The sequence below is a fragment of the Rothia mucilaginosa genome (genome assembly GCF_001061665.1).
In the GTDB taxonomy this organism is placed as follows: domain Bacteria; phylum Actinomycetota; class Actinomycetes; order Actinomycetales; family Micrococcaceae; genus Rothia; species Rothia mucilaginosa_A.
On the sequence record NZ_JVSP01000016.1, the window covers coordinates 179,702 to 192,797 of the forward strand.

Below are 13,096 nucleotides of genomic sequence, written 5' to 3' on the forward strand. Positions count from 1 at the left end.
TATACCCGAGCTGAACCGTTTCGTGGGTTTCCCGATAGTGCACCCACCGCGGATGGAGTGGAAGATTCTTCTGGAAAGTTGAACACACAAAGAGAGCGTCAGAGCCCGGCGGCGTGCCGTTCTCTGACGTTCTCTTAAACGGGGGGAGGACTACACCGAGGTGGTGGAGGAGTCCTGCGCGGATTCGTACTCCTCCTCGTCCGCCTCCTCTTCGATGTACTCTTCGTCCTCGTAAATGTCGTACTCGTCGGCCCGGCGACCGAAGTAGAAGGCCACCGCAGCCACGGCACCACCCATGATTGCAATCAGGATACCGAGAATCGGGGTCCAGAGCATCGAAATTAGGCCGGCCAGCAGAACCGCCAGGCCAGCACCCTTGACCAGGTTCAGCAGTCGCTCACGTTCCGAGGGCTCGTAGTATTCCTCTTCCTCCAGAGTGTACTCAATCACCGGCTTCTCGGCGACCGGCTCATCAGCAGACGGCTCGGATGCTGAGGAACCACCGGTCAGGGAGCTGATAAACCCGCGGCGCTTCTTCGGCGCCTGAGCCGCAGTCTCGGCGCGGTGTCGCTCACCCTCGCTCGGCACGTAGGCTGCGGGTACCTCGTACTCTTCACCGGCCGGCAGCAGAGCCGGAACATTATTGGGCAGAGTCTCGTACCATTCCTGCGGAATGTCGACCGGGCGTGCAGCCTGAACGGTCAGCGACAGCTCCAGAGTGTTACCACGAATCGTACCCCAGGCGCTTGTGAGGCGATCGTGCTCAAAGGCATAGCGAATCACGGGGGCCAGCTGTTCAGACATCTGGGTGCTCAGGCGACCCACCAGCTTGCGATCGTGACGCACCTCCACGCTATCGACCACACGACCGTCGGAGGTCTTCAGCTGGTTAGCCTCCAGGGTCAGAATCACGCGACCCTCACCGCTGGGCGGCAAAATGCTGTGCAGGTATTCGGAGTGCTCCTTCTCGTCCAGAACCTTCATGGACGGTCCCTGGGGGAGCAGAGTGGCACGGGTGGGCGCATCGTTGAGGGGAAACAATGAACCGGGTGCGGACAGGGAGAGCACACCGGAGCTCTTCACGCGCATGTCACCGTTCTCGGTGCGAACGGCCACGGCGGAGAGCTGCAGATGCGCAATCGGCTCGTACCCGGAGGCAACCACGCGGGTGATGGGCTCCCAATAGGCCGCCGAATCGGCAGCGCTCATGCGACCGACCTTGAACTCGTCAATATAGACGGCAATGCTATTCGGCTCGTAGGGGTTATCAGGCTCGGGGACGAGTCGCGCTTCACCGTACCAGATGCGTTCACGGTCGATGTGCAGTTCCTCAAAAACTTGGAGGGTTTCCGCTTCATAGTAATCGTCGGTGACAATTTCGACGCTACCGCGATCACCGAGTGCGTAGTCGACCACTGAAAACTCCTTCTGATCCGTGTCTAAATGAGCTGATACCTAGTCCATTCTCTCATGGTTTACGGGCGTACAGCTTACATATGCGGGTGACGTTTATCTGTCTTTTCTTCCGGCTCTCTTCCGGCCTACGCGGTGCGGCATCCCTGCCGAGTAACCTTCTTTCGCGCATCGCGCTGCGCCGGGACGCGCAAGACGCCGCTCGGCACGTTCCCGGAAATCTACCAGGAGCGTGCCGAGCGGCGGTTCATCATTGCGGGACGCTATGGCCCGCATCCTAAGCGTAAGCGCTTAGCTTGGCTACTACTTAGCCTGCAGGGAGGCGTTGAACTTCTGAGCCAGAATCGAACGGTGGCCGTGATCCTGAGCCTCCAGCACCAGGCGGCGCAGAGCCGAGGGAGCCTCGGGGTTTGCCTCCAGCCACTGCTGAGCCAGCTTGACCGACGGGTTGTCGTCCACGCCGAGGCCCTCGGTTGAACCGGTGTTGTACGGAGCCTTCGGGTACAGGCCGCGCACAATACGCGAAGCCATACCAATCGAGCGGGACTCCCACACGCCCAGCAGGGCCTCAAAGTAGGGGCCGTAGTACTGCTCGCGCAGCTCCACCGGGCCGCGCACGTAACCATTAATGGTCGAGGCCAGAGCATCGTTCGACAGCGACTCGTCGTCCATGATGGTCTTGTACGCGGCAGCCTTGCGCTCGGCGTTCGGCAGAGCGGCCACTGCGTACGCGTAACCGTTCGAGGAAATCGAGGAGGGGCTGTACTTGGAGGCACGCTCCAGCTCCTCCACGGTGACCAGGTTGCGGCTTGCGAGCGCACCCAGGGCGCTCCAACCCAGGTTCTGGTCGTAGGGGATGCCGGTCGCATCGGCGATATCGCCGGTGGTGTCCTCGAACGCACCGCGGGCAATGTCACGGCAGAGCTCCTCGCCCTTGGTGGCGTTGGTCGAGACCGAGATCAGGCCGCGCAGCAGGATCAGCTGCTCGTCCGAACCGGGCTTAGCCTGAGCCAGGGCGGCGGAGAATGCGTCGTAGAGGGCGTCGTAGAGGCGTTCGCGGCCGGTGGGTGCCGAGAAGGTGGCGATGGCGACCTGCGAGTTGTTGACCATGGTGCCCAGCAGGGATGCGCTGGGTTCCTTGGAGACATTGCGGACAACCGCATCCACGTAGGTGGTGACGGGCAGGCGGGCGTCGCGGACGTTCTCCCAGAGGGATCCCCAGATGAGGCCGCGGGAGAGCGCGGATTCGAGGGTGGAGACGCCCTCGATGGCGGCCTGCAGGCCGTCTTCGTCGGTCAGGGCGACCTTGGCGTAGGTGTGGTCCTCTGCGTTGAGCATGAGCAGGTCGGCCTCGCCCACGAGCTTCTTCTGCTCATCGGTCAGCTCCACACGGTACTCGGAGACGGGCTCTGCCGGGTACTCGAGGGAGAGCACGCCGGTGGAGATGAGCTTGCCGTCGGTCAGCGCGAAGGTTTCCAGCTTTGCCACGTGGGGGCGGCCCAGACCTGCGGGCTGCTGTGCGGGCAGTTCCTGGGTGAGGATCAGGTCGGTGAGCTGACCGTTTTCGCCGTAGACGCGCTTGGTGCCCAGTGCGGACACGCCGGAGGTCTGCAGCCATGCGTTAGCCCATGCCTGCATGTCGCGGCCGGAGACTTCGTTGAGTACCTGCAGGAAGTCGTTCAGGGAGGTGTTGCCCCATTCGAAGCGCTTGAAGTACACGCGGGCGGCTTCGATGAAGGTGTCGAAGCCAACGTAGGCGACCAGTTGCTTGAGGACCGAGGCGCCCTTGGCGTAGGTGATGCCGTCGAAGTTCTGTGCTGCGGCTTCCAGGTGGGGGATATCAGCCACGATGGGGTGGGTGGTGGGCAGCTGGTCCTGCATGTAGGCCCAGGCCTTGCGGTTGTTAGCGAAGGTGACCCACGCATCCTCGAAGTGGTTAGCTTCCTTGGCACCCAGGGTACCCATGAAGTCTGCGAAGGACTCCTTGAGCCACAGGTCGTCCCACCACTTCATGGTGACCAGGTCGCCGAACCACATGTGCGCCATCTCGTGGCAGATGGTGTTGGTGCGACCCTCCAGGTCGTCCTCGGTAGCGCCGGAAACGAAGATGTAGTCCTCGGTGAAGGTGACCAGGCCGGGGTTCTCCATGGCGCCGATATTGTATTCGGGCACGAAGGCCTGCTCGTACTTGGGGTACGGGTAGGGGTAGTCGAAGAGGTCCTGGAAGAAGTCCAGGCCGTTCTCGGTGACCTTGAAGATGTGGTCGTAGTCGAAGTGCGGCTTCAGGGACTGGCGGCAGTAGGCGACCAGGGGAATGTCACCGCTGTTGACCTTGCTCTTGGGCTTGTAGGTGGTGGTTGCGGTGAAGTACTCGCCGGCCAGGATTGCGGTGATGTAGGTGGAAATCTTTGCGGTGGGGGCGAAGACGCGCTTGGAGATGGAGTCGTCGGAGGGGTCGGTCACCTGCGACTCGAGCACGGCGTTGGAGCTAACGACCCAGTCCTTGGGTGCGGTGATGCGGAAGTTGAAGACGGCCTTCAGGTCGGGCTGCTCGAAGTTGGGGAAGACGCGGCGGCAGTCGGAGGGCTCGTACTGGGTGTACAGGTACACGCGACCGTCGGAGGGGTCGAAGTAGCGGTGCAGGCCCTCGCCGGAGCGGGAGTAGTAGGAGCGGCCGTGGATGGTCAGCACGTTATCGGCCTTCAGGTTGGCCAGACGGATGCGTGCGCCGTCAACGACTTCGTCCAGCTTCAGCTCGACACCGTTGAGCTTGATGGAGTCAATGCTGTGGTGAATGTAGTCGATGAAGGTTTCTGCGCCGGGGGTGTTGCAGGAGAAACGGACGGTGGTTGCGGTGGGGTAGGACTCGAATTCGGGGTCCTTGGCGTTCGTCAGGTCGACGTGTACGTCGTAGCTATCAACGCTGATAAGAGCCGAACGTTCTGCGGCTTCTTCGCGGGAGAGGTTCTCGTTGTTCATAGTTCCTTATTCTAATCGTTCCTGAAAGAAATCTGGGAGTTTGCGGGCCGTTCCCGTCATATAACCTCAGCGGAGTAGGGGACGTGAGGGTATTCTGGCGGATGCGTACGGCTCCTAATCACTCGCGAACCTTCCGCACAATAGTGTGATGCATAACATGCTTTCTTGATTTGCGGAGATCCCCGAAAGTCCGTATAGTATTACGTGTTGCTTCGAACGGCACCGCAAGGAAAACGTTCGAGAGTCACCTGCGCGGGTGGCGGAATAGGCAGACGCGCTAGCTTGAGGTGCTAGTCCTCGCATTTAGAGGGTGGGGGTTCAAGTCCCCCCTCGCGCACAGATAATCCCCGGTTCTTCGGAACCGGGGATTTTTGTATGCCCGGTAAAAAGTACACAAAAAAGTAGCGGGGCGAGGCTCCATGAGGAACCCCGCCCCGCTATCTAGTTCACCCCGCTAGTGCAGGGCTAGAAACTCGCTGAGCGAACCGTATTACTCGGCCAGGCGCTCCGGGTCGGTGGTGACCAGAATCTTCACAGCGGTCTCGTTGTGGTGAATCAGGGTGTCGAAGCCCTTGTCAATCAGGTCCTCCACAGCAATCTTGCCGGTGATGAAGGGCTTGAGGTCAATCTTGCCGGACTCAACCAGCTTGATGGTCTCGGGGTGGGAGTTCACGTAAGCGATGGTGCCGCGGATATCGATCTCCTTGAGCACAATCTTCTGAACATCCAGGGAAGCAGGCTTACCCCAAATAGAGACGATGACGACCTTGCCGGTGGGCTTGAGGGCATCCAGAATCAGGTCCAGAGCGGGCTGAACGGAGGTGCACTCGAAAGCGATGTCGGCGCCACGGCCGTCGGTCAGCTTGTGAATCTCGGCCAGAACGTCGGTCTCAGCGGGGGAGAAAGCGTAGTCGGCAACGCCGGAGTCCAGAGCCTTCTGGCGGCGCAGGGAGGACAGCTCGGAGATGATGACCTTAGCGCCCTTAGCCTTCAGTACGGCGGAGGTCAGCAGACCGATGGGGCCGGCACCGGTGACCAGTGCGTATGCGCCCTCTTCGAACTCGCCTGCACGCTCAACAGCGTGGTAGCCAACGCTCAGGGGCTCAATCAGTGCAGCCTCGTCCAGGGGAATGTTGTTAGGAATCTTGTGAACCCAGCGGCGCTTGACAGCGACCTTCTCGGACAGGCCGCCACCGCGACCTGCCAGACCGATGAAGTTCATGTCCTTGGACAGGTGGTAGTCCTTGGACTCGGGGCCGGTGTAGACGTCATCAGCAATGATGTAGGGCTCGACGACGACGTGGTCGCCGACCTTCAGGTCGTCAACGCCCTCGCCCAGGGCCTCAACAACACCGGAGAATTCGTGGCCGAGGGTCACGGGGGAGTCCTCACCGGAAATCGGGTGGGGGTGGCCATGCTTGGGGCAGAAGATGGGGCCGTCCAGGTATTCGTGCAGGTCGGTACCGCAAATGCCGCACCAGGCGACCTTAATCAGAACCTCGCCCGCAGCGGCTTCGGGTGCGGGGATGTCTTCAATGCGGATGTCGTGGCGGTCGTAGAAGCGTGCTGCCTTCATGGGATGGAGCTCCTTAAACGTATTAAAACGTGGTTGTGGCGTCTCACGGCGGTGTGCATCTGCCAGGTAGTTACCATCGGGTTCTGCCGTGGTGAGCGGTAGAATGACGGTGCGCGCTCGCGAGGTCGAAAAGGGGACAACCTGCGGATGCGTTCACCGAGATAGTGAACTTTCCTGCCGACATGCTCATCGCAACGCCGGTTGTAGGAGGGCGGTAGGATTACCGCTCCCACTGCTTAACGCTACTCCTGTGAGACGCAGAAAACTAGGCGACATACAAAAAATCTTTTATGTGACGCACATTTCTTCATAAAGTTATCTTGACCTACCGAATAGGGTTACTTCGACCCTTCATGTGCGGGTTGGCTAGCGTAGGTGATGCGCGCACGGTAGCGTAGAGTCCATGAGCACGAACCCCGCAAGCACTCCCGAAAATCCCGCCGCACCCGAGACTAAAACTACGCTTGGAGCGGAACCCTCTCGCCCCGAACAGCCAGCCCCCACCGTGCACCGCTACACCGCCCCGGACGCCGACCGCCAGCGCGGCAGCGAGTACGCCGAGGTACTCGCCTACGAGACGCAACAGCGCAAGAACGCCGCCGACCGCCGCATCGGCAGAGGCAAACACCACACCGGTCACCACGGAGAACCCGACGGCGGAGGCTCTCTGCCCGGCCCGCACCCCAAGAAACGCCCGAGCAATCGCCACGGCAAACCTTTCGGTCATCGCCTCGACCACGACTGCGGCCTGGACGATACCCGCCGTGCCCTCGCGGACTCCATCGCCAACCGCGCCAGCGATCTCACCGAAATTCTTCGGGCGATCCACGCGCATCCCGAAACCGCCTACCGCGAGCGCTTCGCCTCATCCACGCTCGTCGAGGCAGTCCGCAGCGCGCACCCGGACCTCACCGTCACCCACCCCGCCTTCGGAATCGACACCGCCTTCGCGGTCGAGCTGACCAGCGCCGACTACGACCCCGAAAAGCACCGCACCATTGCGATTCTCTCCGAGTACGACGCGCTACCGGGCATCGGGCACGGCTGTGGCCACAATGTTATCGCCACCGCCGGCCTCGGAGCGTTCCTCGCCCTGACGGATGCGCTCGCGGCCACCCCGGATGCCTTCAGCGGGCGGGTACTCTACTACGGCACTCCCGCCGAGGAGTCCGAAGCCGGCAAGGAGCTCATGGCCCGCGCCGGCGCCTTCGACTCTGTGGATGCCGCAATCATGGTGCACCCCTACTTCATGGACGTGGCGGACCAGGCGTGGCTGGGCCGCCGCGAATGTCGCGTCACCTACACCGGCGTGAGCGCGCACGCCTCCTCGCATCCCTTCATGGGACGCAACGCGCTGGATGCGGCCAGCCTCGCCTACCAGGGGCTCGGCCTGCTGCGCCAGCAGATTCCCGGGTCCGACCGCATCCACGCGATTATTGACCGCGGGGGAGAAGCACCGAACCTGATTCCCGCCACCGCGAGCCTGCACATTAATATCCGCTCCAAGCACGCCCCCACCCTGCGAGCGCTCTCGCGCCGGGTTGAGGAGGTGTTGCGCGGTGCCGCCCTCATGGCCGGGGTTTCCGCTGAGGTGACCTGGGATGGCTCGCCCATGACCATGCCCGTGCGCACCAACGGGCCGCTACTGAAGCGGTGGGTGGCCTCCCAGCGTGCCGTGGGTCGGCACCCGTACCCGCCCGGGACCGTGAGCGATACCCTGGCGGCCTCTACGGATTTCGGTAACGTGAGCCTGCGCGTGCCCGGTATTCATCCGCTCATCGGCATCGCGCCGGAAGGCACCGGCATGCACACCGAGCAGTTCGCGGTCGCGGCCAATACCCCCGAGGCTGTGGCCGGCGCACTGGATGCAGCCTTCGGCCTGGCGTTTGTGGCGGTGGATTACCTAGTGGATGACGAGCTGGCCCGCGCGGTGCGCACCCATTTTGAGGAGGCCGGCGGCGCCGTGGATGTGGAGGGCTACTTCGCCGGGCAGTAGTCGCGTGCCGTGGTCTTCGGGGCCGTATTGGGGTTTCCGGCCCCCGCGGGTTTGTCGGGGTTCGCGCTCGCACCGCTCGGGGGCAAGATACCCAAGTGACCCAACCGGCAGATGTGAGATTGCTCAAAAGGTCAGAACCGCATTATTTGGTTTTATGAGCGAAAAACATCCCCGCACGCTCATAAAGTCACCATGACCCATCAGAAAAGACAAATTAACCCCACACAAAACGCAGATTCTTCGGCATAATAGAACATAACGAAGCGAGGCACCGGGAAACACCTCACCTCGGCCACACGTGCACCCCGCACTGTGCGCGGTGCAACAGAACCCCGAGGCACACACCCCGCTTCGCCATCCCGCGAGAAAACACTCGCACAGCACAGATAACTCTCACGAAAGAGGGCATACAGCAATGAACGGTGTCAACACCCCCACCAAGCTCGGCGTCATCGGTGCAGGCGGCGTCGGTAGCGCAACCGCATATGCAGCAATGGTTCGCGGTTCCGCCGATGAAATCGTCCTGTACGACATCGACGGCAAGCGCGCTCACGCAGAGGCACTCGACATCGCCCACGGCGCAATGTTCGCTCACGAGGCAACCGTCACCGGCGGCGACGATATCGAGCTGCTGCGCGATTGCGACATGATTATCATCACCGCAGGTGCCCGCCAGAAGCCGGGCCAGCCCCGCCTCGAACTGGCCGGCGCAAACGTTGCCATCCTCGAGAAGCTGCTGCCGAACGTGCTTTCCGTGGCCCCCAACGCCATCATCATGCTCGTCACCAACCCCTGCGACGTGCTGACCGTCGTGACCCAGAAGATTACCGGCCTGCCCGCCAACCGTGTGCTCTCCTCCGGTACCGTGCTCGACTCCTCCCGTCTGCGCTGGCTGATCGCAAACAAGGCCGGCGTCTCCATCAAGAGCGTTCACGCGAACGTCGTTGGTGAGCACGGCGACTCCGAGTTCCCCGTCTGGTCCGCAGCCAACATCGGCATGGTCCCCCTGACCGAGTGGGAGCAGGACGGCAAGCAGCTCTTCACCGAAGAGGTCCGCACCGAGCTGGCCACCGAGGCTATGCGCGCAGCCTACAAGGTTATCGAGGGTAAGGGCTCCACCAACTACGCCATCGGTATCTCCGGTGCACGTATCGCCGAGGCATTCCTCGGCGGCCAGAACGCAGTGCTGCCCGTCTCCACCACCATCGCAGGCGAGCTCTACGGCTTCAAGGACGTTGCACTGTCCCTGCCCACCATCGTCAACCGCGAGGGTATCCAGCGCGTTCTGCCGGTTCCCATGAACGAGGCTGAGATGGCACAGCTGAAGGCATCCGCTGAGGCAATCCGCGCCTCGGCCGCATCGCTGGGCTTCTAACAGCTAGACCCGGGGCCATCGCCCCATGAGAGCCCGCCGCATCCGTCACAGTACATGACCGGATGCGGCGGGCTCAGTCTATGGGGTCGTAACGTATGACGGGCGAAAACACGCCACGCTCCCGTAGGTAGTAGAATAAAGAGCATGAGCACTGATCCTCGCACTGAACTCACCCGCCTCCTCGACGCGCTGGAGGCCCACCTGTCCGCCGTGATTGAACGCAACGGCGAGCACGACCCCGCCATCGATGAGGCCTACGTAGAAATTGCCAACGCCTTCGAGGCTTACGAAGACGCCCTCTTCGAGGCCTACGAAGAGGTCACCCCCCTGAGCGTGTACGGTGATGACGAGGAAGACGATCTCGAGGAAATCCTCGACGACGAAGACGACATCGACGACGACGATATCGAGTACGAGGACTAATACACCTCACCATACGTTCCGACCCCTGATCGCCACCCCCACGCGGGGTGATGCGGCAGGGGTCGAACCGTACCCGGTGCACCCGCATGCGGCGCGACGGACACCGCAGATACCGCAGCCGCAGATGTCGCACGCACCCCGCGGGGGAACCACCGCGCACCCGTCAGAACCCGCAGAACGACAGCCAGCGAACAACTCTCGAGAACGGAGACACCCGTGAGCGAACCCCGCACCTGGCGCGATGCCGCCCTCATCCTCCGCACTCAAAAACTCGGCGAAACCGACCGCATCATCATCATGCTCACCCGCGACGGCGGAATCACCCACGCCGTCGCCAAGGCCGTGCGCAAACCCACCTCCAAGTTCGGCGGACGACTCGAACCGTTCATGCACACCGACCTTTCCTTCAGCCGCGGCCGCACCAACCTGCACACCATCACCCAGGCCGCAACCCTGCACGCCTACACCGGCCCCATCATGGCCGACTACGCCGCGTACACCTGCGCCTCCACCATCGCCGAACTCGCCGAAGACCTCACCCAAAACAACGCCGGAACCACCGAACTGTACACGCTCACCCACGGGGCATTCGCAACCCTAGCCCACGCGCAGCACACCCCCCAGCGCGTGCTCACCCGCTACCTGGCCCGCGCCATGGACCGCTCCGGCTGGCCCCTCATCGGCGAGCGATGCACCCGATGCGGCACCCCACTTACGCCCGAAGCCACGGCTCGGGAGGGCACGGCGGAAGCCCCGGGCCGATACCTTGCCTTCCACACCGCCCACACCTACGGCCAGTACACCGTCCTCTGCCCGAAGTGCGCCCCCGCCACCGATGCGCCCCTCACCGCTCTCACGGCCGAAGACCTGGCCTACGCGCTCGCCGCCGCCAGCCCCAACCCGAGCGCCTGGGAAACCATCGACGCCGCACCCCGCGGAACCGCCGATAAAATCCTCAAACTCTACCTCGCCACCACCCAAAATCTGCTGGAGCACCCTCTCAAAACCCTCGGGGCGCTCGAGGCGGAAACCCCCCGCAAAATAAACCCCGAAGCGCCCGCCCATGCGCGCCGTGCCACGGTAAAATAGCTAACAGCACGCCAGGTTTATATCTGGCGCATATCTAGGCAAACGACCCCGGGGGAGAACCCGCCAGGGAAGAAAGGCACACATGGCACGCACCCAGCCCGTACCCCCGCCCCCGCACCCCACCGGGGCAACCCCGCCTCCCATCCCGAAGAAGTTCATCCCCCAGCACGTCGCCGTCGTCATGGACGGCAACGGGCGCTGGGCCAACGAACGCGGCCTGCCCCGCACCGAGGGCCACCGCGCCGGCGAGGCCGCCCTGCTGGATGTCGTCGCGGGCGCCATCGAAATGGGCATCCCGTACGTGACCGCCTACGCCTTCTCCACCGAAAACTGGAAGCGCTCACCCAGCGAGGTTGCGTTCATCATGCGTTTCTCCACCGAGGTGCTGCAGCGCCAGCTGGCAACCCTCAAGACCTGGGGTGTGCGCATCCGCTGGGCCGGTCGCCGACCCAAGCTATGGAAGAGCGTCATCGAAGAGCTCGAGCTCTGCGAGCGCGAAACCATCGACAACACCGTCTGCACCCTCACCATGTGCGTGAACTACGGCGGCCGCGCAGAAATCGCCGACGCGGCCGCAGCCATCGCGGCAGACGCAGCCGCGGGCAAGCTCAAGCCCGGCAGCATCACCGAAAAGACCATCCAAAAGTACCTGGACGAACCTGACCTGCCCGACGTTGACCTGTTCCTGCGTTCCTCCGGTGAGCAGCGCATCTCAAACTTCCTGCTCTGGCAGAGCGCCTACGCCGAGTTCGTCTTCATGAACGTGCTCTGGCCCGACGTCGACCGCCGCACCCTCTGGGAAGCCGTCGAAGAGTACGCGCGCCGCGACCGCCGCTACGGGGGCGCAGTCGACGCCATCGCCGCCGAGTAGGCCGACCACTAAGCCCAGGCGTTAGCGCCCTAACGCGACGACCCGGTTCGCCGCCCACAAACCACCCACACCTCCAACACTAGGGAGAACAAATGCGCATCTACCCGACCTTCTTCAACATCTTCTTCAAGGGCATGGACCCCGAGAAGGCACACCACATCGGCTTCTGGGGCGTGCAGACCCTGCGTAACGTCGGCATCACCCGCGCGCTGCGCAAGTACTTCCAGCCCGCACCCGAACTGGCAACCACCGTCATGGGCATCACCTTCCCCTCGCCCTTCGGCCTGGCCGCGGGCTTCGACAAGGGCGGTAAGGGCATTGCCGCGCTGGCTGGTATCGGCTTCGGCCACGTCGAGATCGGCACCATCACCGGTCAGGCGCAGCCCGGCAACCCGCAGCCGCGCCTCTTCCGCCTCGTCGAAGATAAGGCCGTCATCAACCGCATGGGCTTCAACAATGACGGCGCCGCAGCGGCAGGCCCGCGCGTAGCCGCCGCCCGCGCAGACCTCGAAACCGAATACCGCGGCGCCGTACGCCCGGTTATCGGCGTGAACATCGGCAAGACCAAGGTCGTTGAGCTCGAGAACGCTATCGACGACTACCTGATTTCTACCCGCACCCTGGCACCGCAGGCAGATTACCTGGTTGTCAACGTCTCCTCCCCGAACACCCCCGGCCTGCGCACCCTGCAGGCTATCGAGTCGCTGCGCCCGCTGCTCACCGCCGTGCGCGAGGAGGCAGACCGCGTCAGCCCCAACCGCCACGTACCCCTCACCGTCAAGATCGCACCCGACCTGGTCGACGAGGACATCATCGAGGTGGCGGCCCTGGCCAAGGAGCTGAAGCTGGACGGCATCATCGCCACCAACACCACCATCGCCCGCGAAGGCCTGGGCCTGACCAGCGATATGACCAAGGTCAAGGAAATCGGTGCCGGCGGCCTCTCCGGCGCGCCGCTGAAGCCCCGCTCCCTCGAGGTGCTGCGCCTGCTCAAGCGCGAAATCGGCGACGACCTGGCCATCATCTCCGTCGGCGGCGTGACCACCGCCGAGGACGTGCAGGAACGCCTGGACGCTGGCGCCGACCTGGTGCAGGGCTACACCGCCTTCCTGTACGAGGGCCCGCTCTGGGCGGCACACATTAACCGTGGCCTGGTGAAGCTGCGCCGCGCTCGCCGCTAAAAGGTTTGCAGGCGGGAGCGTTATGCTTCCCGGCGCGCTGACATGGCGTGTTGACTTGGCGTGCTGAAAGGGGGCACCGTTCTCTACCCGTAGGGGGTGGATGCGGTGCCCCTTTTGTGTGCGCCCTCTATTCCGCCGAAAAACCAGTTGTACTTTAGTGAAATGGTGCCCAAAGGCACCGGAAAATAGTTCT

At 63.0% G+C, this 13,096-nt stretch carries 9 protein-coding genes and 1 tRNA gene; 7 read left to right on the forward strand and 3 right to left on the reverse strand.

From position 1 onward, the window contains the following. Positions 1-150: 150 nt before the first annotated feature. Together ADJ95_RS08330 and pepN are read right to left on the reverse strand one after the other, a co-directional pair. Positions 151-1,416: an HIRAN domain-containing protein gene (locus tag ADJ95_RS08330; RefSeq protein WP_049334168.1), complete on the reverse strand. Its 1,266-nt coding sequence runs from the start codon at positions 1,414-1,416 to the stop codon at positions 151-153. Positions 1,417-1,716: 300 nt separating this feature from the next. Continuing rightward, positions 1,717-4,392, reverse strand: coding sequence for an aminopeptidase N (pepN, locus tag ADJ95_RS08335; RefSeq protein ID WP_049334169.1), 2,676 nt, complete (start codon positions 4,390-4,392; stop codon positions 1,717-1,719). A gap of 250 nt (positions 4,393-4,642) precedes the next feature. On the opposite strand from pepN, the gene ADJ95_RS08340 reads away from it, so the two are divergent. Continuing rightward, a tRNA-Leu gene (locus tag ADJ95_RS08340) sits at positions 4,643-4,729 on the forward strand. A 153-nt stretch (positions 4,730-4,882) separates the two neighbouring features. Here ADJ95_RS08340 and ADJ95_RS08345 read toward each other — a convergent pair. Further along, a complete protein-coding gene (locus ADJ95_RS08345; RefSeq protein WP_049334170.1) occupies positions 4,883-5,968 on the reverse strand; it encodes a 2,3-butanediol dehydrogenase in 1,086 nt (361 codons plus the stop codon). 403 nt (positions 5,969-6,371) lie between these two features. Between ADJ95_RS08345 and ADJ95_RS08350 the strand changes: the two genes are divergently transcribed. The 6 genes from ADJ95_RS08350 (at position 6,372) to ADJ95_RS08375 (ending at position 12,903) form a co-directional block, all read left to right on the forward strand. After that, entirely contained in the window at positions 6,372-7,964 is a 1,593-nt protein-coding gene (locus tag ADJ95_RS08350; protein WP_049334171.1) for a M20 family metallopeptidase, read from the forward strand. 415 nt (positions 7,965-8,379) lie between these two features. After that, the gene (locus tag ADJ95_RS08355) at positions 8,380-9,339 is read left to right on the forward strand and encodes an L-lactate dehydrogenase (RefSeq protein WP_049334172.1); all 960 of its coding nucleotides are present in this window, start codon (positions 8,380-8,382) and stop codon (positions 9,337-9,339) included. A gap of 144 nt (positions 9,340-9,483) precedes the next feature. Further along, positions 9,484-9,762, forward strand: a complete 279-nt coding sequence (locus ADJ95_RS08360; protein WP_049334173.1) for a hypothetical protein — start codon at positions 9,484-9,486, stop codon at positions 9,760-9,762. 216 nt (positions 9,763-9,978) lie between these two features. After that, positions 9,979-10,851: a DNA repair protein RecO gene (recO, locus tag ADJ95_RS08365; RefSeq protein ID WP_049334174.1), complete on the forward strand. Its 873-nt coding sequence runs from the start codon at positions 9,979-9,981 to the stop codon at positions 10,849-10,851. A gap of 82 nt (positions 10,852-10,933) precedes the next feature. Beyond that, positions 10,934-11,722 carry an isoprenyl transferase gene (locus tag ADJ95_RS08370; protein WP_049334175.1) on the forward strand — a complete coding sequence of 263 codons (789 nt, stop codon included), beginning with the start codon at positions 10,934-10,936 and terminating at the stop codon, positions 11,720-11,722. 92 nt (positions 11,723-11,814) lie between these two features. Beyond that, positions 11,815-12,903, forward strand: a complete 1,089-nt coding sequence (locus tag ADJ95_RS08375) for a quinone-dependent dihydroorotate dehydrogenase (protein ID WP_049334176.1) — start codon at positions 11,815-11,817, stop codon at positions 12,901-12,903. Positions 12,904-13,096 lie beyond the last annotated feature (193 nt).